19 protein-coding genes and 1 pseudogene are annotated in these 23,427 nt (G+C 69.5%); 12 read left to right on the forward strand and 8 right to left on the reverse strand.

Annotation, left to right across the window (positions count from 1 at the left end):
• Positions 1–291: 291 nt before the first annotated feature.
• The 3 genes from OTB19_RS29400 (at position 292) to OTB19_RS29410 (ending at position 6,436) form a co-directional block, all read left to right on the forward strand.
• Entirely contained in the window at positions 292–3,714 is a 3,423-nt protein-coding gene (locus OTB19_RS29400; RefSeq protein WP_267801576.1) for a chemotaxis protein, read from the forward strand.
• Complete coding sequence (locus tag OTB19_RS29405; RefSeq protein WP_267801578.1) at positions 3,707–3,997, forward strand: ferrous iron transport protein A; 291 nt, start codon at positions 3,707–3,709, stop codon at positions 3,995–3,997. Before OTB19_RS29400 ends, OTB19_RS29405 begins: the two co-directional genes overlap by 8 nt.
• A gap of 864 nt (positions 3,998–4,861) precedes the next feature.
• Positions 4,862–6,436 (forward strand): glycosyltransferase family 2 protein, encoded by a 1,575-nt coding sequence (locus tag OTB19_RS29410; protein WP_267801580.1) that lies wholly within the window; start codon positions 4,862–4,864, stop codon positions 6,434–6,436.
• 193 nt (positions 6,437–6,629) lie between these two features.
• Here OTB19_RS29410 and OTB19_RS29415 read toward each other — a convergent pair whose 3' ends face one another.
• On the reverse strand, positions 6,630–7,469 hold the full coding sequence (locus OTB19_RS29415) for a hypothetical protein (protein ID WP_267801582.1): 840 nt from the start codon (positions 7,467–7,469) through the stop codon (positions 6,630–6,632).
• A 333-nt stretch (positions 7,470–7,802) separates the two neighbouring features.
• Between OTB19_RS29415 and OTB19_RS29420 the strand changes: the two genes are divergently transcribed.
• On the forward strand, positions 7,803–8,006 hold the full coding sequence (locus OTB19_RS29420) for a cold-shock protein (RefSeq protein ID WP_267801583.1): 204 nt from the start codon (positions 7,803–7,805) through the stop codon (positions 8,004–8,006).
• A gap of 110 nt (positions 8,007–8,116) precedes the next feature.
• Here OTB19_RS29420 and OTB19_RS29425 read toward each other — a convergent pair whose 3' ends face one another.
• Positions 8,117–8,437, reverse strand: coding sequence for a hypothetical protein (locus OTB19_RS29425; protein ID WP_267801585.1), 321 nt, complete (start codon positions 8,435–8,437; stop codon positions 8,117–8,119).
• Between the two features lie 130 nt (positions 8,438–8,567).
• Between OTB19_RS29425 and OTB19_RS29430 the strand changes: the two genes are divergently transcribed.
• Both OTB19_RS29430 and OTB19_RS29435 read left to right on the forward strand, forming a co-directional pair.
• Positions 8,568–9,761 carry an ALF repeat-containing protein gene (locus tag OTB19_RS29430; RefSeq protein ID WP_267801587.1) on the forward strand — a complete coding sequence of 398 codons (1,194 nt, stop codon included), beginning with the start codon at positions 8,568–8,570 and terminating at the stop codon, positions 9,759–9,761.
• Positions 9,762–10,021: 260 nt separating this feature from the next.
• Positions 10,022–10,300, forward strand: a complete 279-nt coding sequence (locus OTB19_RS29435; protein WP_053683645.1) for a GlsB/YeaQ/YmgE family stress response membrane protein — start codon at positions 10,022–10,024, stop codon at positions 10,298–10,300.
• A 330-nt stretch (positions 10,301–10,630) separates the two neighbouring features.
• On the opposite strand, the gene OTB19_RS29440 is transcribed toward OTB19_RS29435, so the two are convergent.
• Positions 10,631–11,575 (reverse strand): FG-GAP repeat domain-containing protein, encoded by a 945-nt coding sequence (locus tag OTB19_RS29440; RefSeq protein WP_267801588.1) that lies wholly within the window; start codon positions 11,573–11,575, stop codon positions 10,631–10,633.
• Positions 11,576–11,773: 198 nt separating this feature from the next.
• Here OTB19_RS29440 and OTB19_RS29445 point away from each other — a divergent pair, with 198 nt between their 5' ends.
• Both OTB19_RS29445 and OTB19_RS29450 read left to right on the forward strand, forming a co-directional pair.
• A complete protein-coding gene (locus OTB19_RS29445) occupies positions 11,774–12,415 on the forward strand; it encodes a DUF6461 domain-containing protein (RefSeq protein ID WP_267801589.1) in 642 nt (213 codons plus the stop codon).
• Positions 12,416–12,782: 367 nt separating this feature from the next.
• Positions 12,783–14,405, forward strand: coding sequence for a TROVE domain-containing protein (locus OTB19_RS29450; protein WP_267801590.1), 1,623 nt, complete (start codon positions 12,783–12,785; stop codon positions 14,403–14,405).
• A gap of 168 nt (positions 14,406–14,573) precedes the next feature.
• Here the strand turns inward: OTB19_RS29450 and OTB19_RS29455 are convergent, their stop codons facing one another.
• On the reverse strand, positions 14,574–15,275 hold the full coding sequence (locus OTB19_RS29455; RefSeq protein WP_324290551.1) for a 2-phosphosulfolactate phosphatase: 702 nt from the start codon (positions 15,273–15,275) through the stop codon (positions 14,574–14,576).
• Between the two features lie 409 nt (positions 15,276–15,684).
• Here OTB19_RS29455 and OTB19_RS29460 point away from each other — a divergent pair, with 409 nt between their 5' ends.
• A complete protein-coding gene (locus tag OTB19_RS29460) occupies positions 15,685–17,133 on the forward strand; it encodes a DHA2 family efflux MFS transporter permease subunit (RefSeq protein WP_267801594.1) in 1,449 nt (482 codons plus the stop codon).
• A 37-nt stretch (positions 17,134–17,170) separates the two neighbouring features.
• Here the strand turns inward: OTB19_RS29460 and OTB19_RS29465 are convergent, their stop codons facing one another.
• Positions 17,171–17,665: a hypothetical protein gene (locus OTB19_RS29465; RefSeq protein ID WP_267801596.1), complete on the reverse strand. Its 495-nt coding sequence runs from the start codon at positions 17,663–17,665 to the stop codon at positions 17,171–17,173.
• A gap of 154 nt (positions 17,666–17,819) precedes the next feature.
• Here OTB19_RS29465 and OTB19_RS29470 point away from each other — a divergent pair, with 154 nt between their 5' ends.
• Positions 17,820–18,557, forward strand: coding sequence for a ribosome-inactivating family protein (locus OTB19_RS29470; protein ID WP_267801598.1), 738 nt, complete (start codon positions 17,820–17,822; stop codon positions 18,555–18,557).
• A gap of 131 nt (positions 18,558–18,688) precedes the next feature.
• On the opposite strand, the pseudogene OTB19_RS29475 reads toward OTB19_RS29470, so the two are convergent.
• Positions 18,689–19,072: pseudogene (locus OTB19_RS29475) on the reverse strand (TetR/AcrR family transcriptional regulator); the annotation flags it as partial.
• Between the two features lie 168 nt (positions 19,073–19,240).
• Between OTB19_RS29475 and OTB19_RS29480 the strand changes: the two are divergent.
• A complete protein-coding gene (locus OTB19_RS29480) occupies positions 19,241–20,191 on the forward strand; it encodes an alpha/beta fold hydrolase (RefSeq protein ID WP_267801599.1) in 951 nt (316 codons plus the stop codon).
• A 436-nt stretch (positions 20,192–20,627) separates the two neighbouring features.
• Positions 20,628–21,551, forward strand: coding sequence for a squalene/phytoene synthase family protein (locus OTB19_RS29485; RefSeq protein ID WP_267801601.1), 924 nt, complete (start codon positions 20,628–20,630; stop codon positions 21,549–21,551).
• A gap of 216 nt (positions 21,552–21,767) precedes the next feature.
• Here the strand turns inward: OTB19_RS29485 and OTB19_RS29490 are convergent, their stop codons facing one another.
• Positions 21,768–22,109, reverse strand: coding sequence for a hypothetical protein (locus tag OTB19_RS29490; protein WP_267801602.1), 342 nt, complete (start codon positions 22,107–22,109; stop codon positions 21,768–21,770).
• A gap of 269 nt (positions 22,110–22,378) precedes the next feature.
• A partial coding sequence (locus tag OTB19_RS29495) for a transporter substrate-binding domain-containing protein (RefSeq protein WP_267801603.1) occupies positions 22,379–23,427 on the reverse strand: 1,049 nt, incomplete at its 5' end.

A 23,427-nucleotide genomic window follows, 5' to 3' on the forward strand; every position in this document is an offset into this window, starting at 1 on the left:
GCCACGGAATTCCCTGTTCCGGATGGAGCGTTGGTTGGGGTGCCCGAGCCGCCCTGTGGCCCGGTCCTTCCGGCGGTTTTTGATCCGTGAGCAGGTCTGCAACTGAGAACTGATGGCTGAAAAGTGTTGGCCGAAAAAATTTCTAGAAGGTCCTGGTTATGATCTTGCGGTCGAGATGCGGCGCCCGGTGGTTCTCAGAGCCGGCGGTCAGTGAAATGAGAGACCTTGATACGAAGAGACCTGCCAATTGGAACGGCGGGAAAGACAGGACGTGCGCTTCGCACCCTCGGTTTGAGCCTGCTGCCGATGGCCATGGTGGCGGGCCTGGTTGGCGCGGCTCCCGCCGGAGCAGCCGAGACCGGCGGCGGCCCGATCCCGGCCACCGACCGCGGCCGTGCCCTGGAGTTGTGGAAGACCGGAGGTCCCGGGCTCAAGGCCGCTGCTGAAGTTGCTCTGACTGGCAGTGATGCGGAAGTCAAGACGTTCCTTGACCGGGTGGCGGGCGAGACCGGGTACCAGGACAACCAGATCGCTGCCACGCAGATAGCGAGTGTGGGCGGGCGAAGCCTGCAGGACGCGGTCCGCAAGGCGCTGTCCGGCACCGACGCCGAGTTGAAGACCTTCCTCAAGGACGGCTGGAAGGCGCCGTTGGAGGAAGATCAGAGGGTCCGTGTCACCCAGATCGTCAGCACTGGTGGACCGGAGGTCAAGGAGGCAGGGCGCGCCGCGCTGAACGGGAAGCCCGAGGACCTCAAGAACTTCCTCGAGCAGGGTCAGTACCAGCGGCAAGAGCAGGACGACAGGGTCCAACTCACCCAGATCCTGAGCACCGGTGGCCCCAACGTTCGGAAGGCCGGCCGGATCGCGATGAGCGGCTCGGCCGAGGACGTCCGCGAATTCCTGCAGGTCGGACAGCACACTGCGAGGGCGCAGGACAAGGAACACGCCACCGTCGCGCAACTCGTCGAACAGGCCACCGAGTCCGGTCGCCAGGCAGCGGCGGAGACGGAAGCAGCCAAGACCGCCTCCGCTGTAGCCGTTGCCGCCGCACAGATGGCCAAGGAAGCGGCCCAGAAGGCTGCAGTCGAGACGGCTGCGGCCAAGAATGACGCGCTGCGCGCCGCGAGCGCGGCTCGAAGGGCTGCTGCTGCGGCGCAACAGGCCGCGTCAGCAGCCCAGCAGGCCATCAGCGCCTCACGCGCGGCCAACAACTCTGCCCGTATTGCTTCGAACGCTGCCAGTCAGGCAGCGTCCGCGGCCGCCGGTGCGGCTCAGGCGGCGACGTACGCGCAGAACGCCGCCGCACATGCCGCGACCAATGCCGGCGATGCGAGCACTGCCCGTAAGGCCGCCGAGAACGCCCGGAACGCCGCCAAGGGCGCTCTGCTGGCAGCCGAAGCGTCAGACAAGGCAGGCGACGCCGCGGATGCGGCCGGGGCAGCTGCAAGGGCAGCGGCAGGAGCCGGTGCCGACGCGGACAGCGCCGCCAACTCCGCCGCCAATGCCAGCAATTACGCCGACCAGGCCGGCGCGCACTCGGACGAGGCCGCTGCTGCTGCCGCCTCCGCAAAGCGGCATGCACGCGAAGCAACGCGCGCCGCCAACGCGGCCGAGTCGCTCGCGCGCAAGTCGGCTGCAGCCGCCCGCGAATCCCGCGACGCGGCCAGAGGGGCTGCCACTCATGCGGAGAACGCGGCCAAGGCGGCCGACGAAGCCGCCGACCACGCCGGTGAGGCTGCCGGAGCCGCCGACAAGGCCGCACTCCACGCCGACGGGGCGAAGAAGGCCGCAGACGCGGCCACGGCTGCCATCGCGAAGGCCAACGCCGTTCACGCTCTGGCACGGGAGGTCGAGGCTGAGGAGCTCAAGGCCCGCACCAATGAAGGCATCGAGAGGGCCAAGGACCTTGCCTTCCAGGCAGAGCAGCGGACGAAGGCGCAGACAACCGTAGCCCAGCAGGCCAAGAATCTGGAAGCCGAGGCCCAGACCCTGGCAGACGCAGCCGCCAAGCCTGAGGCGGACGTCAAGGCCATCGCGAGCAAGGGTCGCAAGATCGCCCTGCAGACCTTGAAGGCCAGCGAGCCCTGGAGCCGCACCGCCGCCCAGGTAGCCCTCGCCGGTTCGGACGCAGCCATTGCCGACTACATTCGCAAGGGGCGCAACACGGCGAAGCAGCAGGACAGCCGTGCCCGCGTCGAAGCAGTGTCTTTGGACGCCAAGTCACTCAAGGTCCGAGCCGCAGCGACCGAGGCACTCAAGGGCGATCAGGCCAGGATCAGCGCGTTCCTGAGCAGTGGTCAGTACCAGGCCATGGCGGATGAACTGCGGCTCTACATTACGCAGGCCATCTCCACCGGCGGAACGGTTCTCAAGGAACAAGGCCGGGCGGCCCTCAACTCCGGCAACGTCGAAACCTACCGGGTCTTCCTCAACACCGGTCAGTACGCTGCCCGTACGGAAGATGAACGCCTCCGCGCCACCCAGCTTGTCAGCAGTGACTGCCCGCAGAACAGCTGCCCCGAACTCAAGGCGGCTGCACGCATCGCGGTGGAAGGCCCGTCAGACCTTCTACACAACTTCATAGAGACCGGCCAGTACAAGGCGGTGCGCAAGGACCAGCTCGCCAATACGCATCACCTGCAGATCCAGCAGCTCCTCTCCACCGGCGCCGGTATTGCGGCCACCGCCCAGGAGAGGGCTGCCGAGGCCGGCAAGGCCGCAGCGACTGCACGAGGCGCCGCGGACCTGGCCAATCAGTACGCGGAGCAGGCCAAGGCCTCCCTTGCGGAAGCGAATGGCTACGCCGCGCAGGCGGACAAGTCCGCACAGGACGCTGCTGCCTCCGCCACCAGGGCCGCGGCTTCCGCGAAGACGGCACGTCAGGCCGAAGCCGACGCGTTGCGGGCGGCAGCCAGCGCGGTCAACTCTGCCACCCGAGCGCAAAAGTCCGCCAATCAGGCGCGCAGTTCCGCAGAACAGGCCACGGTGGCCGCGAATCAAGCACGTGCTTCTGCGACCGCAGCGGGCAAGGACTCGGAGGCGGCGGAGCAGGCATCCGTAGAAGCCAGGAATTCCGTCATCGAAAAGCAGCAGGCTGAACTGGCTGCTTGGCAGGCGGCAAAGGAGGCATGGCTCAAGGAGCATTCAGTCCCGGAGAAGCAGGACGAAGACTGGCTCCCTGACTGGGTAAAGGATGCTGCGCGCACCACTGGTGCGTACGCACAGGCCATCTTCAGTGAGCCCGAAGTGTGGATTGGGGCGGCAGAAACCGCAGGTGGCTTCGCGATGATAGCCGCCGGTGTCGGAGGGGATATCGCCGGCGGTGCCATTTGCCTCACGGGAATCGGCTGCATTGCAGGGGCGCCCGCAATCGTTCTTTCGACTGGCGTGGCTGTCGGGGGTGGATACACGGCTGTTGACGGTATCCAGCGATTCAACAATGGTTTTGGTACCGCACTTCGCGAGGCGGAGTCGGCATCGACGGGGCGCACCTCGGCAGGTGGGAAGAACGAGCAGCTCGCGATGGACCTTGCCAAGGAGAATCCGATCTATGGCACTGAACTTCCCACAGTGATGAAGGATCCGCGCTGGCCTGCGTCCGACGGGTGGGTCAAAATGGAAATGAAAGTAAAGGAGGTCGAGGTACACTACGTCTACAATAAGAACACGCTGGAATCTGCAGACTTCAAATTCAAGGATCGATCTGGTGGGTGACGAGATCAACATTGCTGCGCCGAGCGGTGCTGGTGGGCCCGCAACTCTACCTTCGGGAACGCGCGTCACCGTAATTCAGGACTCATCCTGGAGTGGGCCGTGGCAAGTAGAATTCGAAGGGGAGATTGATGGCCTGGGATCTCCCGTGGATCATGCAATGGCACGCACTGGAGAGATGGAATACTGGGTGAAGTTTGACGAGCCGCAGTATGACAGTGATGGTGATGGGCCTTATAGGAAGGCCCTCATATGGGGGCGGTACCTTGAGCCCATCTCCAGGTGACCCTGACTGAGGGCATTGCGCCTGAGACGCTGGATCATGTCATGTGACCGGTCAATCTCTCCGTGCGCGGTCAAACCCTGAACGGGTCGCGTGAATCGACTACCCGACTGCCGAGGAATTCGGCGGCCGGGTAGTCGCGTTTCGACAAGTCATATGCCCGGGCCACGGAGCCTTCCGGCCCCACCGGATGGTGTCGTTCGGGGCCGGGCACCGTCGGGTCGGCCGGAGGCGACAAGGAGCACATCCGCATATGTTGCGGGTTCGAAGTTGACGTTGCGGCCGGTGATGCAGAGCGCCGAACGTTCCTCCTCTACCTGGTGTTGCCGAGGGCCCTTCGACCGCTGCCGCCGATCCTGGCGAGCCGGGGCGAGGGGCATGCGGGCTTCGTGGTGCCCCCGCTGCAGTCGCGTGCGCAGGCTGTCGAGTGGAGTCGCCACCATTCCAGGGCGGTGAGCGGTGCGATGTAAGGCTTCGCGCAAGGCGCTCGCGGTACATTCCGGTAGGGGTATCGGTTCGTCTGCGGTGTCGCTCCGGGCCGTGGTGCCACGGGTGCTCCTTCCGGCATGAGTGGCGAGTACCGGCACGCTCATGACCTTCCCCTGCCCTGAACTCCTTCCGGATGCCGAGTTGGCGCCCTCCGTCCCCGTACTGGGGTGGTCTCAGCCCTGACACTTGTGTTTCCCGGGTGTCACGTTCTCACGGAGGCCTGATGGCGAAGCCCATCGACGCCGATACAGCCTGGCCGGCACCTGACCTCATCCAGGCCGATCGAGCGGGCGGCGTTGGTCGGCCGCCCGACCCGCCCCGGACCCTCCATCGCCCCCGGCCGGCCGGCCGGGATCCGGCGGCATTCATAATCTCTGCATGCCCCACGAACGTCTCCCCGACATATCGGTGATCATCGCTGCCTACAACGCGATGCCCTACCTGACCGAGTGCCTGGACTCGGTCGCGGGCCAGACCCTGGGCATGGCCCGGCTGGAGATCATCGCGGTCGACGACGGGTCCACGGACGGGACCGGCGCGGAGCTGGACCGCTTCGCCGCCCTCCACCCCCAGGTGCGGGTGGTGCACCAGGCGAACTCCGGCGGCCCGGGCGGCCCGCGCAACAGGGCCCTCGACCTGGCCCGGGGCCGGTTCGTGTTCACCCTCGACGCCGACGACTACCTCGGCCCGGAGGCGCTGGAACGGCTCCTGACGATGGCCGACGCGCAGGGCAGCGACATCGTCCTCGGCCGCCACGTCGGCCTCGGCCGCACCGTCTCCGAGAAGGCGTACCGCCACGCCGAGGTCGCGGACCTGTACACCTCGGAGGTCTACCGGTCGCTGCACGTCGCCAAGCTCATCCGCCGCCAGATCATCGAGGCCGACCGCATCCGCTTCCCGGTCGACCTCTGGTACGGCGAGGACCAGGTCTTCGTCACCGCCGCCTACCTGGCCGCCGGCACGATCTCCGTGGTCGGCGACTACGACTGCTACTACCTGCGCCTGCGCGAAGACGGGCAGAACATCACCTCGCGCAGCCGGACGGCCGACGAAACGGTGCGCCACATCGAGCGCGTCATGGCCCTGGTGGCCGAGCGGGTACAGGACCCCGTGGGTCGCCGGCGCATGCTGGGCCGGCACTTCCGCAGCCTGATCCGCACGGCACTCCTACCGGGCGTCAACGCCCGACACCGCAACCCGGCGTTCACGGCCGAGGTGTACGCCCGCGGGCGGGCGCTCGTCCAGGCGTACTGGACGCCGGACATGGGCAACGAGCTGAGCCGGATCGACTGGATCCGGCTGTACGCCTTCGTCAGCTGCGCCCCGGGCGCCTTCGAGCACCTCATGGAGTACGACCCCGTCGCGGAGCCCCCGGAGGACCTGGCGGAGAACGGCCGGGTGTACCGGCTCTACCCGCTGTTCCGGGATCCGACCGCCGGCCTTCCGGACGTCCTGTTCGACGTCACGTCGAAGCTGCGCGCCCAGCACTACCTCGCGTCGATCGCCTGGAAGGGCGGCAAGGTCAGCCTGACCGGTCACGCGTACGTGGAGTCGCTGAGCACCGCCCGGCTGGGCGGCGAACTGGTCCTGCGCGAACGCGACAGCGGCCGGGAGCACACCGCCGAAGTTGTCGCGGTCGCCTCGCCTGACCTGGGGGAAGGCCTGGACACGGCCGGCTTCCGGGTGGAGGCGAACCTGGCCGTGGTGGACGACGGCGCCCCCATCGGGCCGGGCGTGTGGGACGCGTTCCTGGACGTACGGGCCGACGGAGTGACCCGCCGGGTACGACTGGGCCGCAAACACGCCCCGGACCTGGACCGCACAGCGCGCCGCCCCCGCGTCGTGGCCCGCGACGCGGCGAGCGGCACGGAACTCGCCGCCTGCCCGTTCTTCACCATCCACGACAACCTCAGCATCGAGGTCGTCCGCCGCTTCTCCCTGACGGCGGGCTGAGCGACAGGGCCCCGCCCGGGAGGCGGCCGGCCCTTTCGCCCGTACGAGGTGACCCTCGACCCGTTCTCCGACCCCCTGGCGGGACAATCACCTCAACGCGCGGTTCGACCAGGATCCCCGCACCCGAAGGAACCCACGAGTGAGCCTCCGCGAGATCACCGCCCGGCAACTGCGGCCACTTCCACGTCAACAGTCATCGGAGCGGTCGCGAAGCGATCGTCGACATCAGGGGGAGGCGGACACCGGACTCCTCGGGCGATGACCGACCCGGCCCGGTCACCCTCGTCACCCTCGTCACCCTTGAGTCCAAGTGACCGATCGGACGGCGTCTGCCACGCTGAATCGCCTCCGTGCGGTCGATTGGACGGGTGACTGGGACTTCGCCTTCGGGAATGTCAAGTCCCGTCGTGTCCTGTTCCGTGAATACACGCGCCGGGCGGCCGTGTGGGCCCAGGCGTACGCGGCCGTTGGTGGCCGGCCCATCTTCGATGTGACCTCGTACGTGGATCCAGAATTCCAGCCGACTCCTGAACTGGCAGCCGAACTCGGTGAGTTCCTGGATCGCCTGCCCCACGGGGAGGTTCGGCAGACCTGCTCGGGCGCGGTCCGCATGGCGGAACTCCGGGCGCGGAACCCTGCCGCGTTCTCGGACCTTCCCGATCTCTACGAGCGGCTGGTCCTCTTCTACGAGCGGGGCGGCGAGTTCATCCGGGACGATGCGGGGTTCCTCGATCTGACGGGTGTGCGGTTCCGGCCGGGCACCCTGGAGAGCCACCTCGGCAACCCGCCCGTCACGCTGCTCGGCGACACCGTCCTCGACGCGCTCGACGCCGACGGGCAGGTCGTGTACTCCACCGCGGAGGACCGACAGGGCCCCCTCCTCAGGCGGCGGGTGCTGAGGGACGAGCAATCGGACGAGGTGTTCGGCCGTGACCTGCGCTGGGAGTCGACCGATCTGATCCCCGACACCGAAGCGGAGGCCAAGGAGGCGGGGCCTGGTCGCCCTGGACGAGCTCAAGGCGGTCAAGCTCATCGGGGAGATCGTGGCCGCCGTCACGCGTCCCTGAGGGGCGGTCCTGAGATCTCCCGGTCCGACGTTCGCGGAGAGGCGGACCCTTCGGTCCGATACCCGCATGATCACCGCAGCCCGGCACAGAAGCACCCGCCTCAGACACAAACATCCACCTCAGTGCCCCTTGCTCTCTGGTGACGGGCAGCTCCGGCGTGTAACTTCTGCTTCAGCTGTCGTGGTTCGCAGTACCTGCCCGCGCCCCTGGCGTGGGTGTTTCGCTGTGCAGTGCCGGACCAGGGCGATCACCTCCGGGTCCGCGTGGTGCGGATCCGACCTCGACTGGAAGGCATGATCATGGCCAGCGGAACCGTGAAGTGGTTCAACGCCGAAAAGGGCTTCGGCTTCATCGCGCAGGACGGCGGCGGACCGGACGTCTTCGCGCACTACTCCAACATCAACTCCACCGGCTACCGCGAGCTCCAGGAAGGCCAGGCCGTGACCTTCGACATCACGCAGGGCCAGAAGGGCCCGCAGGCGGAGAACATCACCACCGCCTGACCCGGCCGTCGACGGCGCCGCCCCGGAACACGAACTCCGGGGCGGCGCCGGACCGGTAGTCCGGGGGTGGCTCCGCCACCCGCCCGCCGACCTCGGAACGAGGCCGCCGGTCAGGCCCCCGCCTCCGCCGTCGAGCGCCTGCTCGGGAACCGCCGAGCCGCCTCGACCGCTTCCCGGTCGAGTTCCTCGAAGGAGACTCCCCAGCTCTCCTCCCATGCGTCCAGGTTGATCGCGCGGCAGACGAGGGGTTCCAACTCCGCGGGATGGCCGAGCTCGTAGGCGATGTCTGCCCGGATCATGAATGCGCCGATGGCGGCCTCCACACACCCGTCGACGATCTGCGCGGCGACCCGGAACGCCATCGCCCACTTCGCGTCCCGGCGACCGACGGGCGGGTGGAACACCACACAGGTGCCGACATCATCCGCCATCGACTGGAGTGGCTGACAGGCCCGCCCCGAGCGGCACTGCTTTCCGGGCGGCAATTCTCGGTGCGCCATACAACCATCGGTGCGGCCGGCGAGTCTCACGCCCTGGTAGGAACATTTCCAGGGGGTTTTCGTGAAGTTGTCTCGGATCGCAGCAGCGGTCACCACTGCCGCTCTTGCTCCGGTAGTCCTCATCTCGTCGCCGGCGTTCGCCGCCGGCCCGGACGCCTCGGTCGCCGGCAACCCGCCGGCCCCGACCGTGCCCGACCGTGTCGTGCCCGACCAGGCCGCACCCGGTCAGGCCGACGAGGATCGCAAGACCATTCTCGCGATCATTGCCGACCCGATGGCCAGCGGGCGCATGAAGGAAGCCGGCCACAAAGCCATCGCCGCCGGGCCGGCGGCCATGCGCGAGTTCATCGAGACCGAGCAGCACGAGATCCGTCGCGTCGACTATCGCATCCACGTCATCCGCCTCCTGAACGGCGCCGGCCCCGGCCTGGAGGGAGGCATCATGAAGCTCCTCGACGGCAACGCGACTCTGGCGCAGCTGCGTCACTTCTACGAGGTCACCCAGCACGAGCTGCGCGACGAAGACAACCAGGTCGACATCTCCCGGCTGATCGGCACTGCCGGCCCCGGTGTGAAGGAGGCGGCCAAGAAGGCGCTCAAGGGCACCCCCGCCGACCGCGTCGCCTTCCTGAAGACGGGGCGGTACCTCGCGCAGGCCTCGGACGACCGGGTCGAGCTGGCCCGTATCGACGAGGCGTGGGACGGCCCCATCCTGAGCGAGGCGATCAGCAAGCTCCTCAGGGGTACCGCGACCCCGGCCCAGCTGCGCGAGTTCCTCGAGAAGACCCAGTACGAGCTGCGCGACCAGGACAACCGCGTCACCATCGCGAAGATCATCGACGGCGGTGGCCCGGAACTGGTCAAGGCGGGCCGCGCCGCGCTGGCGGGCACCGCCGCCGACCGCGTTGCGTTCCTGGCGACCGGCCGGCACGAAGCCAGTGCCAGGGACAAGAGGGCGCAGCAGGAGAACGACAAGAACCAGAACGGTCAGAACCAGAACGGGAAGCAGAACCAGAACAACTCCGGCAACGGCTCCCACCCCGGTACCGACACCAAGCCCGGCACCGGCAAGCCCAACACCGGCACGAACGCGGGCAACACCGCCGTCACCGCCCAAGGCGGCAGCGGCTCCCCGCTCGCCGCCACCGGCGCGGGTGACGCGGTCCTGATCGCGGGCGGCGCGGGCACCGCACTCGTCGCCGGCGCCGGCCTCCTGCTGGCCGCACGGATGCGACGCGCAGGCTCCGCGCGCTGACTCGGTACGAACCCGGGTACGGGCCCGGTACGCGATGGTGGTCGGGGGCCGGTCGAGGCCGGCCCCCGCTTCACGTGCGACCACCTCGCGCGGCCGTAACGTCGCCCGCGCCATCACGGCCCACAACCGCCCCGGGCCGTCAAGGTCGAGGTCACTTTCCGCCTGCGCGGAATGATCAAGAACTCGGCACGTTTGGAAACCTCGACTCGGTGCAGACGCTCGTTAACACCGGCTTTATTCATCGAGGTAGGAGAAGCGTCATGGGCATCATCGCCTGGATTTTGATCGGACTGCTCGCGGGCTTCATCGCCAAGGCCCTGATGCCCGGCAAGGACCCGGGCGGCGTCATCATCACCATGCTGATCGGCATCGCGGGCGGTCTGCTCGGCGGCTGGCTCGGCAAGGTCATATTCGGCGTCGACTCCATCGACGGCTTCTTCGACCTGTCCACCTGGATCGCCGCCATCATCGGCTCCGTGATCCTCCTCGCCGTCTACCGACTGGTCACCGGCAACAACCGTCACCACCGCCACGCCTGACGCGATCCGGTCCCACCCGGATGGAAACGGCTCCCCCTCCTCGCGAGGGCGGAGCCGTTCCGCTTGTACGGGAACCTCGTACGACATCGACGACAGCACCGGAGCCAAGAGGCCCTTCAGCGGCGGAAGGACCACGCCCGAAGGCCGAACGCCAGGACCGCGCCGACGCCTGCGGCCACGACAGCCGCCGCCGGCGGCGCGCCGGGGCGAGCTCCGCAGGCCGGTCGACGGGTAGCGGGTCCCGTCGACCGGCCATGCCCATGCGGGGGAGACGGAGCGGGGGCGCCGTCCCCCGCCCATGGGCAGCCCCCGTCCCGTCGCGGCCTGCTGCTACAGCAGGTTGTAGATCTGGAACCCGTTGCCGATCTTGACCGGCTTCTGGAAGACGACGCCGGCGTCGCCCGTGCCCGAGTAGCGGTACAGGTCGCCGTTGGGCTTGCGCGCGATCAGGTCCGCCCTGCCGTCGGCGTCGAGGTCGCCGACCGAGAGCAGACGGTCGTAGGTGTTCCAGCCGCCGCCGATCTGCGTACGCGCGGCGAACGGGGCCTTGTAGTCGCCGGTGCCCTTGTAGAGCCACAGGACGCCGGCCTTGTCCCGCGCGACGATGTCGGCCTTGCCGTCGCCGGTCAGATCGCCCTGGCCGGCGAGCTGGGTGTACTGGCCCCAGCCACCGCCGATGCGCGTGCGCTCGCCGAGCGTGCCGTCCGGGTTGCCGAGGTAACCCCACAGGTCACCGGCCTTGTCGAGGCCGATGAGGTCGGCCTCCTGGGCCCCGCCGAGACTGCCGGGGGACAGGACCGTGGTGTAGATGTTCCAGGCGGTGCCGACGTCCTTGCTGTGGTATCCGAGCTGGTCGTCGATCCAGCCGTAGCTCAGGACCCCGCTCTTGTAGAGGCTCCAGGTGCCGTCGCTGTACCCGTCCTTGTTGTTGTCGACGTTGATCGAGTCGGCGAAGGCGTCAAAGCTGACCTCCACGTTGTACCGGTCGTCGAAGGCGCCCTGGCGGTTCGGGAAGTAGAGGTACAGCTCGGTGGACTGCTTGTCCATGGCGTTCATCGCGAAGCTCGGCGTCTCGACGGAACCGGCCGCGCGGGCGAGCCGTCCTGCCCCCTGGACATGCTCGGCCTGCTTCTGGGCCTGCTGCTGGGCCCGTTGTGCAGCCCCGGCCGGGTCGCCGGAGGCGAAGGCCGTACCGGCCGTGGCGGCCATCGCGGCAGTGACGGCCGTGGCGGCGAGCACGCCCCGGAGCGCACGCCGACGTCGGTCTGTGAACATGAGGATCCCCCCTGGGACATGGTGGCGGCACAGGTCGGATGCCGCCGATGATCAGAAGCCTCGCACGAGGCACTGACACGACCCATCGAGTTTTCCGCTGACCGCTGACCGCTGACCGCTGACCGCTGACCGCCGACCTGCCGCCCGCTTCGAGGGGTGCGCGTCCCGGTGTCAGTCGGCGCCGGCAGGATGCGCCGCATGACGTCACCCAGCGCAGCCGACTACGGCTGGATACGCTCCGCTTCCTCCGTGTTCAACTACGCCCTGGAGATCGGGTACACGATGACGCTGGTCCGGGGAGTCTCGCCCGCGGAGTTGCTGCGAACGGCGGGGGCCGACCCGCGTGACACCTGCGTGGGGATCGACGAGTTCATCCGGGAACACGGCGAGATCATGTTCGGGTACGCGAGTTGGCCCGAGTCCTTCCTGGCAGGAGCCTTCGAGGTGCCCGGTGAGGGAGGGAGATGGGCCCTCGCCCTGGAGTTCGGCGGCGACCTGGGAACACGGTCGAGCATCATGGAAGCCCTCTCCGCCGGGACGCGAGCCGTCTCGCATTCGAGCAACGGGGGGAAGCCCATGGACTTCTTCCACTCGTACCAGGACGGGGAGTTGAGGGTCACCTTCGAGTGGCCGGCGGACAGAACCGGCAGCGCTCCTGATGAGCTGAACGCCCTGATGAGAGAGGTCGGGCTCAACCCGACAGGCGACGAGGACCCCGGCCTCGACCGCAAGGCGGCGGTGCTCGCGCTGACCGAGCGGCTCACGGGGGTGCGGGTGACCGAGCACCTACTGAAGGACGCGGAGTACCTCACGGGCGAGGTACCGGAAGAACCCTACTGAGAACGGCTTCGATGCCCCGGACACGGACGCGACCCGACCACGTACGCGTCCACGGACGGGACGCGGATGTCGCTGCATGATGCCGGTGTCCGTCTTCCCCACCGCCCTTTAATTGACTGGCACGCGGTGCGCGGGCCTGCCTAATGTGACGGCGCGACCGCGTCCCCCGATGCGCTCGGCTGCGGCTACTTCCTTCCGAAACCAAGTGACGCCGCGGCCACTTCTGACCTCGGGGCGGCGCGGGCGCCTGTGCCCCGCCCGTTCCTCCGCCTCGTCGGACGCCTCGGGCGGGGCTCCCCATTGCCTTTGGATCCGGGGGGATTCCCTGCCTCGCCACACCCCGCGCACGTCGAAGATCTGGTCCGAGATGCTCGTGGCCCCGCACATCTCCGCCGCAGCGGCCCGCACCGCGATCGATTCGTGGTCCCACCATCACCCCACCGGGGCGGACCAGCTCACCTATGAAGGCGGCCCCGGCTTCGTCCGGGAGCCGCGCGAGGAGCTCTTCCTCCTGGCCGTGGGGAACTTCGTCTCCCAGCAGACCTTCTACGAGAGCGGCCCGGAACGCGACGAGCGGTACACCCGCCTCGTGGGTGAACTCGCCCTCCAGGACCCCACATGGACAGCCGGCCTGCTGCGTTGGCTTCGAGGCGAGGGAAACATGCGTACGGCCTCCCTGATCGGCGCAGCCGCGTACGTCAGGGCACGGCTCGCCGCCGGGTCCTGCGTGGGGCCGTCCAACCGGTCCGTCATCGATTCCGTGCTCCAGCGCGCCGACGAGCCCGGCGAGTTGCTCGCCCACTGGACCTCGGCCTACGGGCGGAGCGTCCCACAGCCCGTGAAGCGGGGCATCGCCGACGCGGTACGGCGGCTGTACTCGTCCCGCTCCCTGCTGAAGTACGACACCGCCTCCAAGGCCTTCCGCTTCGGCGACGTCCTCAACCTCGTCCACGCCACACCCGACCCGGCCAAGCCCTGGCAGGGCCCGCTGTTCCGGTATGCACTGGACCGCCGGCACCACCCGGAGGACGCGGCGCCGCCGCCTGGCGACCGGCTGCTCACCGCGCACCGAACGCTGATGGAGTTGCCGGCGGACGAGCGGCGCGCCGTGGTCACCGGGCCGGACGGCGCCGAGCGGCTGGCCACGGCGGGCATGACCTGGGAGGCCCTCGCGGGCTGGCTCCAGGGACCGCTGGACGCCGCCGTCTGGGAAGCCGTGATCCCCTCGATGGGACCGATGGCGCTGCTGCGCAACCTGCGCAACTTCGACGGGGCCGGGATCTCGGACGAGGCTGCCGCCGGAGTCGCCGCACGGATCTCGGACGCCGAGGAGGTCGCCCGGTCCAGGCAGTTCCCCTTCCGCTACCTGGCCGCCCACCGCCACGCACGGTCGGCGCGCTGGTCGACGCGGCTGGAGGTGGCGCTGAGCCACTCGCTGGCCAACGTGCCGGCCCTCACCGGCCGGACCCTGATCCTGGTGGACCGGTCGGGCTCCATGTTCTATGGCACCGTCTCGGAGCGGTCCACCCTGACCCGAGCGGACGCGGCGGCTGTTTTCGGCACGGCGCTGGCGATGCGCGCGCAGGAGGCGGACCTGGTGGAGTTCGGATCATCGAGCGCGCAGGTGCCGTTCCGGTCCGGGGAGCCGGTGCTCGACGTACTCAAACGGTTCAACGACCTCGGGGGCACCGACACCGCCACGGCGGTACGCGCCCACTACCGGGGCCACGAGAGGGTCGTGATCGTCACCGACGAGCAGACGGGTCCGCACCTGGGGCGCCGCGGTCCGGCGGAACCGGTCCCGGAGGACGTCCCGGTCTACACCTGGAACCTGGCGGGGTACCAGCCCGCCCACGGCCCCGGCGGCCCCAACCGGCACACCTTCGGCGGCCTGACGGACGCCGGGTTCCGGATGATCGGCCTCGTCGAGGCCGGCCGCGAGGCCCGATGGCCATGGACGTCACAGGACCAGGCCGTTTCCGGGCGGTGATCCCGCAGCCCGCCGACCAGGCCGCCAACCGCAAGCAGCCGGGTCGGCTCGGCGGCCGCCCGCCTCGGACCGTGCGATCAGCAGCGCGTCGGATGTCCCGGTGGGCCTCGGACTCCAGTCGGGATGCCAGAAGTTGCGTACCGGTGAGAGTCGGGCTGCACCAACGACTCAGATCCAGGTGTCATCGGCCGGCGAAGGCGCGGCGTACGGACGGAGGACCATCAGCGAGTCTTCGAGGGTCGCCACCATGGCGAAGGGGAACCGGTCGACCTCAAGGCAGAGTTCGACGTCATCAGGGTGGACTCCTTGACGCACACCCTCCGCCAGTTCGCCGGCGGCGCGCGACGCGGCAGCGCGGCGGACGTACTCGGTGGCGTCCGTCTCCGCCTCGGTGGCTCTCCGAGCGATGTACTGGGCGCACGCCAGATCCTCATCGGCCTGCCCGTCCTCACCCGTGACCACGAACGTGACACTGTCACCCGCGCGCGTCCGCAAGAGTCGAGCCGTTGCCTCCGCGACCACGAAGCCGGCGCACAGCACCAGCGACGCGTCCTTGACCGCGAGGGCGCCGACCGTGCCTGCCGTGGTCTTCTGTACAACGGTCCGTCCGCCGAGGTCGACGGACCGCAGCAGGCCCGGCGAGTTGACCATGTCGAACCCGGGCGCGGGTGGACCGTCCTTGAGCGCCGCCCAATCCGGGTGGGAAGCCTTGAGTGCCAGGGCTTCTTCCAGCGACTCGGCGAGCACGATCTTCTCCGCCCCCCGGGCAAAGGCCCAGGCCGCCACGGTGTAAGCACGCATGACGTCGACCACGACGGCCACGGACGGGACTTCGTCCAGTTCGGCGATGCCTAGAAAACGAGTGTCCATTCCGATCATGATCGCGCATGCCCGCCCTGAAGCCCCCGGAGAGTGGCACGCGTCATACCGAGGAGGACTCGCGCTGCTCACCACCGATCCCCGGCCGCCGTGTGACGAGGCCGTCGTTACGAACGCGGCCGCGGGGCCGCCCGGGTACCGCACACGTTCGCGCGGCACCCGGGCCGGCGTCGTTCCCCGCCGCCACATCGGCTTCGTCACGTCACCCGCGGCGGATGCCAGGACGCGCGCTGCCGGGGGTGACGGTGATTCCGGAGGATTGAATCGAGTCGCCCTGGGTGTGTCGTCGAGTATCCGGGAGCCTGTTGTGCGATCGAAGTGTGTGTGAACGTCATCGCCCGTGGAGGGCTTCCGTTCCCCACTTCGGTTTCCCGTGCCGTCACGTGCGGCCGAGGCGGGCATGCCTAGGACACGACCGCCATTGCACCGCCTGCTTCGTAACCGTTCGTCTTCCGGCTCGGCGTCCCCGAGCCCCCGGGCCGCGCTGTACGCCCTGTGCGTCAGCTTCTTCATGATCGGCTTGGACGCCACCGTCGTGAACGTGGCCGTCCCCGACATCCGCGCGTCCCTGGACGCGTCGCTCAACGACGCCGTATGGGTCAACAGCGCCTACGCCCTGTGCTACGCCGTCCCGCTGATCCTCGCGGGCCGACTCGGCGACCGGTACGGGCCCAAGCGGATCTTCCTGATCGGCGTCACGGGGTTCACCCTCGCTTCACTGGCGTGCGCGCTCGCTCCGAGCGCACCGGTACTGATCGCGGCTCGGGCCGTCCAAGGGCTGACGGCCGCGCTGATCGCACCCCAGACCATGTCGCTGATCGTCCACCTCTTCCCCGCCGAGCGCCGGGGCCGAGCGCTCGGTGTCTGGGCCGCGGTCGGTGGCGCGGCGATGGCCGCCGGACCCGTGATCGGCGGGCTGCTCGTGGCCTGGACCGGCTGGCGGGGCATCTTCCTGATCAACCTGCCGGTCGGGGTGGCCGGGTGGATTGCCGCCCACCGCCTGCTCCCGGACTGGAGGCCGGCCAAGGACCACCGGTTGGACCTGTGGGGCATCGTGCTCAGCGGCCTCGGTCTGGCGGCGTTGGTCTTCGGCGTGCAGAGCGGCGAGGCCTACGACTGGGGCACCGTCGCCGGTCCGATCACGATCCCCTCGATCCTCGTCTTCGGCGCCCTGTGCCTGGCGGCCTTCGTGTGGTGGCAGCACCACAACCCCGATGAGCCGCTCCTGCCCCTACGGCTGTTCCACCACCGGAACTTCTCCGCGGCCGTCACCGCCGGCGGGACCATGGGAGCCGCCATGGGCGGCCTGTTCCTGCCACTGATGGTCTATCTGCAGAGCGATCTCGGCTACGGTCCGCCGGCGGCGGGCGCCATCACCGTGCCGATGTTCGCCCTGTCCTCCCTGTGCGCACGGTTCGCCGGCAAGCGGTCCGACTCCACCAGTCCCCGCCTGCTCGCCGGCGCCGGCTTCGCCCTGCTGATCGCGGGCCTCGGCTCCCTGACATGGCTGCTGCGCCCGGGCATCAGCCCATGGGCGCTGATGCCCTCCCTGCTCGTTTCCGGCATCGGCATCGGACTGGTGTCGGCGCCACTCGCCGCCATCGCCACCCGCACCCTGGAACCATCCCTGGTCGGCGCGGCCTCCGGTGTCTTCAACACCACCCGCCAACTCGGCGGGGTCCTCGGCAGCGCCGCGACGGGCGTCCTCCTCCAGGCTCACCTCGGAAGCACTTCCACCACCGCCACCCAGGCCGCCCTGGCCTTCTCCGTGGCCATGTTGGTCATCGGCCTCGGATGCTGCGCCATCGTCCGGCCGGCACCTGCGGCGCGGACTGCCGCAGGCACCTGAACACAACCGCACCACTGGGGAGACGGGGCGTGGCGCCTCAGACGCCGGCGGTGCAGAACACGCACGCCTCCCAGAACGGCAATGCGTCCAGTACCCGGTGGCGTGCGCACGAGGCGATCGCGGCCTCGTCGGGCCCGGGCAGGACGCCCGCGCCGGCCGTCGGGGTGCCGGGGTCGAAGTCCTCCACCATCGCCCGGTACGTACGCAGGTACCCCTCGGCCCGGGGCGGCTCGTACGTCAGTTCCTCCCACCGGTGGCGCGAGAGGGCCAGGTCAAGTACGCGCAGCAGGAAGTCCTTGGCCGCGGCCCGCTCCTGAGGCGTGTCTCCCCAGTCGAGTTCCGCCAGGTCGAAGCCGACCACTCCACGGCCCATCACGTTCTGGTCCTGAAGGGTCAGCAGGGCGGCGAAGCGGAAGTCCCACGGCTCGCGGGCCAGCGCGGACATGGCGAGCATCAGCACGTCCACGAACACCGCCGTGCCACCGTTGGTCATCTCCAGGTACCGGCCGTCACCGCCCTCGAACACGTTCATGTCACCAGGGTAGAGACAGCGAGCACGCACCCGGTACGGACGCGATCTCTCGCGGCCGTTGGAGGAACGCCGGGAGCGGGGGCAGGGGGGCCGGGGGCAGGGGCGGTCGGCGGCGTCGGGGACGGGTGACGTGTGCGCGGCGGGATCAGCAGGCGTGCCCGGAGAGGCAATTCGGGCACGCGAGGCAGACCTAGCCTCAGGCAGCCACTACAACCTCAACGCCGACATCCATCGGCTCACCTACGGCCTCCCCACCCACTACGAGGGCCTCGCGCAGACCACCACGGAGCGCGGTCGCCTGGTTCAGGTCCGGGTGCTGGACACGGACAACGCGCACCTCGCGTCCGTCCATCTGTGGGCGGACAATCTGTACGTCGCCGGCTTCTACGCCCCGGGCAGCAACGTCCACTTCGTGTTCAACGACCGGGTCCAGGAGTTCCAGAACACGCTCGGCATCACGAACGCGCGCATCATGCCGAGGACCGGCAACTACGCCGGCCTGCCCGGTGGGAACAACAGGGCCGAGCTGGTGCTGAACCCCCAGCGGATGTACCACGGCATGCAGCAACTCCACAGCCCCACCGACTACAGCGACAACGTCGGAAGCGGGCTGCTGACGGCCGTTCAGATCTTCTCGGAGGCCAGCCGGTTCAGCCCGATCCTCGACCGTGTACGGAAACAACATTGCACGCTGGGAGAGCACCCCTCTGGGTGGGGGCTACGCCGATCTGGAGAACAACTGGGGCGCCATCTCGCAGTTCGCGTACAACATCCGGAACAACCCGGGCGCGTCGATCAACGTGCTGGGCCGTGTGGTGACGAGCCTCGTGGGGCTGGGGCGCACGCTCGGCTTCGTGGAACTCAACGGATCCCAGGCCAGGCTCTGACCTGACGCGGCGCTCATCCCGCTCCCGCCACGCCGCCACAGAGGCTGCCGGGGGCGAATGCTGAGCCCGCCGCGTGGCACCCGACACGTAGTCCCGGACGGCCAGGTCATCACCGACCTGGCCGTCCGGCCTGCGTGAACGGCTGGGCGGCGAGCGTGCCGTCGGTGACGGACAGGATCGAGTAGGAGCTGTAGAGGAGGTGGAACGTGCGGCTCTCCTCGTCGACGGGGAACGAGGCGAGCAGCGGCGCCTCGATCGTCGCGCGCGGACCCGGGGCCGGTCCGGCGGCGGCGAGTCGGGCATCGACCCGGGCCGTGAAGCGATCGGTGAGGTGCCGGAGCCCGTGGAAGAGCAGCCTCTCCTTGGTCCGGAAGTAGTACTGCACCAGGCGCAGGGATACGCCGGCCTCGGTTGCCACGTCGCGCATGCCGACGGAGTGCAGTCCGCGGCGTCCGGCGACCCGGATGAGCGCTACGGCGATCCGGGTGCGGTGTTCCGCGTGGTCCACGCGCCTTGGCATCGGTGTTGCCTCCGGCCGTGGTCGGGGTGATGGGGCCGTTGATCCGTGGGCCGTTGGCCCATGGGTCCGGGCCGGCCGTTCCCGTCGGCCGGGAGATTTTCATGGTACCGACGTATCAACATAATGGTACTGTCGTATCACGAAGAACGGATCTCCCGGAGGTGCCCCGTGCCCGAGAACACGAACCGCGTGCGACGCCACATAGGCCACTACGTCAACGACGAACTGCGCGACCGCTACTTCGCCACCTGTGACGTGCTCTACGCGAAGGGCGCGCCCATCCGCTCCGAGACGGACGTCGAGACCACCTTCGGCACCACCCACGTCTACCGGTACGGGCCCACGGATCCGGCAGCGGAATCCCGCACGCCCGTCGTCCTGATCCACGGTTCGGGCGGCTGCTCCGCCCAGTGGTACCCCAACACCGTCGCGCTCAGCGCCGACCGGCCCGTCTACGCCCTCGACACCCCCGGCGACCCCGGCCGCAGCGTACAGCGCGAGACCATGTGGCAGCCCGAGCGCGCGGCGCAGTGGATGGACGAGGCCCTCGACGCGCTGGGACTCGACAGGGTCCACCTGGTCGGCTCCTCGTACGGCGGCTGGCTGGTCATCAACCAGGTACACCTGAGGCCCGAGCGGTTCGCCTCCGTCACCGCCCTGGACCCCGGCGGCCTGGAGAAGGTGGGCCTGCGCTTCTTCGTCTGGATCTTCGCCAGCCTCTTCGCCACCTACGCCCCCAAGGCGTGGCGCCCCCGCCTCGCAGCCTGGCTGGAGCAGCCGGTGATTGTCGTTCCCGAGCTGCGTACGTGGATCCAGGCGGGCGTCCGCGCCTTCCGGATCCGCCGCCCCGCGCCGCTACCGCTGTCGGACGCCGAACTGGGCTCCATCCGCACGCCGTTCTACCTGATCATGGGCAAGCGCAGCCTGCTCGTGCACCCCAAGCGCCAGCTGGAGCGCGTACCGCGCCTGATCCCCGGCGCCCGAGCCGAGATCGTCGCCGCGACCGGCCACGGTCCGCAGATCGACCACCCGGACCTGGTCAATGCCCGGATGCTGAGCTTCATGGAGGACATCGACTCCCTCGGCCCGGTGGAGAGCCGGAGTGCCACCGGCGCGTAGTCGCCGGCCTCGTTCTCCGGGCCGGCCGGACGCCGCGCGTCCTGCGGCGGAGGCCGGCCGATGCCCGGCCCGGCGAGGTGCGGTGGCTCCGGCCGTCGTGCAGCACGGGACGGGCATGCCGGCGGGACGGCCCGCGCCGCCGGGATGGCCCGTGCTGCCGGGACGGATCGCGTTGCCCGGAACCCCGCGCCGCCAGGCGGCTCGCGCCACCCGGAACCCCGCGCCGCCTGCCGGCGACGGATCGGGAGCCTGCGATCGCCGTCGTGGTCGCCTCGCCGGATTCCACGACGGCGCGAAGAAGACCACCCCCCCCGGCGCGATGGTGGCCTCCACCCTCGTAGGCTCCTGACATCGCGTGCCCGTGGAACGCTGAGCCGGTGAGCCCGTGCGCACGGGCTCACGCGAGGTCCGACGCGATCCGAGGAGCAAGGTCACCATGCCCAGTTGGAGCACCACCCTGACCAGGGCCGGGGTATCAGACCTCCGGCTCCGGGAGGACTACACCCGCACCGCCCGCCGGGTGCTCCGCCGCGACCCGGCTCCGTACGTCACCCTGCGCCTGCTGGCCGCCCCGCACCTGGTGCCCCGACTCGCCGTCGGCGTCGCCTTCATGAACCTGGTCGACGACACGGCCGAGACCGGTACTCCCGAGCAGCGCGCCGCAGGCCTCGCCGCACTGGCCGCACGCGTCGAGGCGGCTCTGGCCGGCGAGCACGGTCCGGATCCGCTGCTGCGCGCGTACGCCGACGCCGTCCACACCCGGAACCTGCCGGTGCACTGGATCACCCGCTTCCTCGACGGCGCCGCCACCGCCGAGGCGGCCTTCGACGGGTTCGCCGACGAAGCGGAGTTCCAGGACTACCTCGACGCTTACGCCTGGCCCGGCGTCCTCGTCTCCACCGGCCTCCAGTACCAGGACGGCCCCGATGAGCAACAGGCCGCCGGCTGGCGCCGATTCGTGGACGCGGCCCAGCGCGTCGACTTCCTCGCCGACCTCGCCGGGGACCTCGCGGACGGCCGTCTCTGCCTGCCGCGCGCCCGTCTCGCCGAACACGGAGTGACCCGGACCGACCTCGAACAGGCCCGCGACACCCCGGCCGTACGGGGCCTCCTCGCCGCCGAGTGTGAGCGCGCCCGCACCGCCCTCGCGGCCACCGACGGCATCGCCGACCTGGCGGAGCCCGGACTGCGCCCCGTGGTCACGGCCATGACGGAACTGATGGCCCACCAACTCACGGCAGTGGAAAAGGCCGGAGTGGGCGCCCTGCGCAAGGACGTCGGCTACGGACTCGCGGCCCCCCTGCGCACCCTGCTGCGCGCCCGCGCCCTCAGCCGCCGCGCTGCCCGCAGCACCGTCTGACGGGCCGGGACGGGACGCCGGAAGGCAACCGTCGACACGGACATCGCATCGGCATAGGCATCAGTAGCGAGAGCGAGAGCGAGAGCGACATCGAGTGCGGGCAGCGGCAGCGGCAGCGACACCGACAGCGGCATCAGTATCGGCCGGTACCGGCGCGAGTCCGTACGGACCAGGCGCGCGCCGGCCCGTCGCGCCGGGGCTCGTTCGAACGTGCGTCTACGAGGCCGGGCACCGCTCGGGCACGGCAGCCGCGGCGACGGCAGCCGTCGTTCTGGCAACCGTGGGCACGGCAGTCGCTGGCACGGCCGTCGGGGGCGCGATGCGTATGCGTGCTCCGTCCCAGACCACGGTCTCCGCAGGCAGGATCAACAGCCCCGGCTCGCCGTCGGCCCAGACGGCCCCGGCGCGCCGGACCTGAACGGCGGCGCCGCCCGCGCCGGCCATGTAGACCGTCGGGTCGACCTCCCAGCCGCGCTCGGCCAACCATCCTTCCAACTGCTCGGTGTCCGACGGTGTCGCCTGTCGTGGCCACACGTACGTGGTGCTCTCGCTGTCCATGCTCATCCCCCCGTTGCGGTCGGAATGCCGACCGCGTCAATCCTTCCACCCGGCACTGACAGAGGCCACGCGGTTTCGGGGTGGCGTGTCGGCCGTCGACCGTCCCGGCGCGGCGGACGACGGACGTTGCCGCTGTTCATCCGCACCGGCGGGCCCGCGGCAGGCGACGCTTCCGCAGCGCCCTGGCCTGGACAGGTTGCCGAGCGATGGTCGACCGCGTGGCGAGGGGGGCGGGTCAGGGGCCGGTCAGGAGGGGGCAGGACGGGCGGTCAGGCGACGCAGGAGGACTGTCGATCCATGTCGCCTTCGGGTGGGATGAAGGCGTTCCACGTCGTGGGAAACGCCAGAACAACGCTGTTCAAGTGGGTGCGGAAGTCGGCCTCCCACTCGTTGCGGACGTAGTCCTGGAGGGCCTTGAACACTTGCTTGCACACGTCGGCGGAGGTTCCCTTCGGCAGCGCGATGCCGAAGTTGCCGACGGGTTGCCCGTCGGTCACGGCAGGCGGCACCTCGACGTCGGCGTACTTCTGCGTGTAGCCGTACAGGGCCACCTGGTTGCCGATGACGGCATCCGCCTGGCCGGTGCGCAGCGCCTGGACGCAATGCTCCGTGTCCGAGCGGGTCACGATCTTCGCCTTGTTGACCCTGATCAGGGCTTCCTGTGTGCTGGCATGCTCGCGCGTGCAGATCGTCCGGCCGCTCAGGTCCTTGAAGGAGGCGATGCTTTTGTCCCCCTTCTTGACCAGCACCCCGTGGTAGCTCCTCAGGTAGGGCCCGACGAACGTGGCCTGCTTCCTGCGCTCTTCGGTGATCTCGTCATGGGCGATGAGCATGTCCACCTGCCCGTCCCGGAGAGCCACCGTCCGCTTCTCGACCGTCACCGGTACCAGTTCGAAATCGTCGGTGAATCCGAGGCTCCGGGCGAGCCGGCCCGTCATGGCCGCTTCGAAGCCGCTGACGGTGCCGCGATTCGACTCGCTCAGCCCGGGTGCGTCCACGACGACGCCGATCCTCAGGCGGCCGCCGTCACGCCCGCCCAGGGAATCGTGCGGGAACGTGGTCCACGGCGGCGGGTCCCAGGCGAGCAGGACCCCCAACGTCGCCAGAACGGCACAGCCCAGGGCGGCGGTCGTGGTGCGGGTTCGGCGCGAGATCGTCGCACCCGCCGCCGCGGAGACCGTGCCGCCGCCGTTGTCTTCGTCGTCTTCGTTGTCTCGGTTGTCTCGGTTCTCTCCGCCTTCTCCTTCACCTCTGGCTTCTCCGTCGCCTGCGGACGGCCGGACGCCGCCAACTCCGGGGACGGGGGAGGGGGAGGGGG

This window comes from Streptomyces sp. H27-H5 (assembly GCF_026627505.1).
Lineage (GTDB): Bacteria > Actinomycetota > Actinomycetes > Streptomycetales > Streptomycetaceae > Streptomyces.

What these genes read in the sequence shown, in the direction of transcription:
- OTB19_RS29460 (WP_267801594.1), top strand. Translation starts at nt 15,685, where the DNA reads ATGCCTAGGACACGACCGCCATTGCACCGCCTGCTTCGTAACCGTTCG.
- OTB19_RS29485 (WP_267801601.1), top strand. Translation starts at nt 20,628, where the DNA reads ATGCCCAGTTGGAGCACCACCCTGACCAGGGCCGGGGTATCAGACCTC.
- OTB19_RS29490 (WP_267801602.1), bottom strand. Translation starts at nt 22,109, where the DNA reads ATGGACAGCGAGAGCACCACGTACGTGTGGCCACGACAGGCGACACCG.
- OTB19_RS29415 (WP_267801582.1), bottom strand. Translation starts at nt 7,469, where the DNA reads ATGAGCTTGACCGCCTTGAGCTCGTCCAGGGCGACCAGGCCCCGCCTC.
- OTB19_RS29440 (WP_267801588.1), bottom strand. Translation starts at nt 11,575, where the DNA reads ATGTTCACAGACCGACGTCGGCGTGCGCTCCGGGGCGTGCTCGCCGCC.
- OTB19_RS29445 (WP_267801589.1), top strand. Translation starts at nt 11,774, where the DNA reads ATGACGTCACCCAGCGCAGCCGACTACGGCTGGATACGCTCCGCTTCC.
- OTB19_RS29465 (WP_267801596.1), bottom strand. Translation starts at nt 17,665, where the DNA reads ATGAACGTGTTCGAGGGCGGTGACGGCCGGTACCTGGAGATGACCAAC.
- OTB19_RS29420 (WP_267801583.1), top strand. Translation starts at nt 7,803, where the DNA reads ATGGCCAGCGGAACCGTGAAGTGGTTCAACGCCGAAAAGGGCTTCGGC.
- OTB19_RS29410 (WP_267801580.1), top strand. Translation starts at nt 4,862, where the DNA reads ATGCCCCACGAACGTCTCCCCGACATATCGGTGATCATCGCTGCCTAC.
- OTB19_RS29450 (WP_267801590.1), top strand. Translation starts at nt 12,783, where the DNA reads ATGCTCGTGGCCCCGCACATCTCCGCCGCAGCGGCCCGCACCGCGATC.
- OTB19_RS29455 (WP_324290551.1), bottom strand. Translation starts at nt 15,275, where the DNA reads ATGGACACTCGTTTTCTAGGCATCGCCGAACTGGACGAAGTCCCGTCC.
- OTB19_RS29425 (WP_267801585.1), bottom strand. Translation starts at nt 8,437, where the DNA reads ATGGCGGATGATGTCGGCACCTGTGTGGTGTTCCACCCGCCCGTCGGT.
- OTB19_RS29435 (WP_053683645.1), top strand. Translation starts at nt 10,022, where the DNA reads ATGGGCATCATCGCCTGGATTTTGATCGGACTGCTCGCGGGCTTCATC.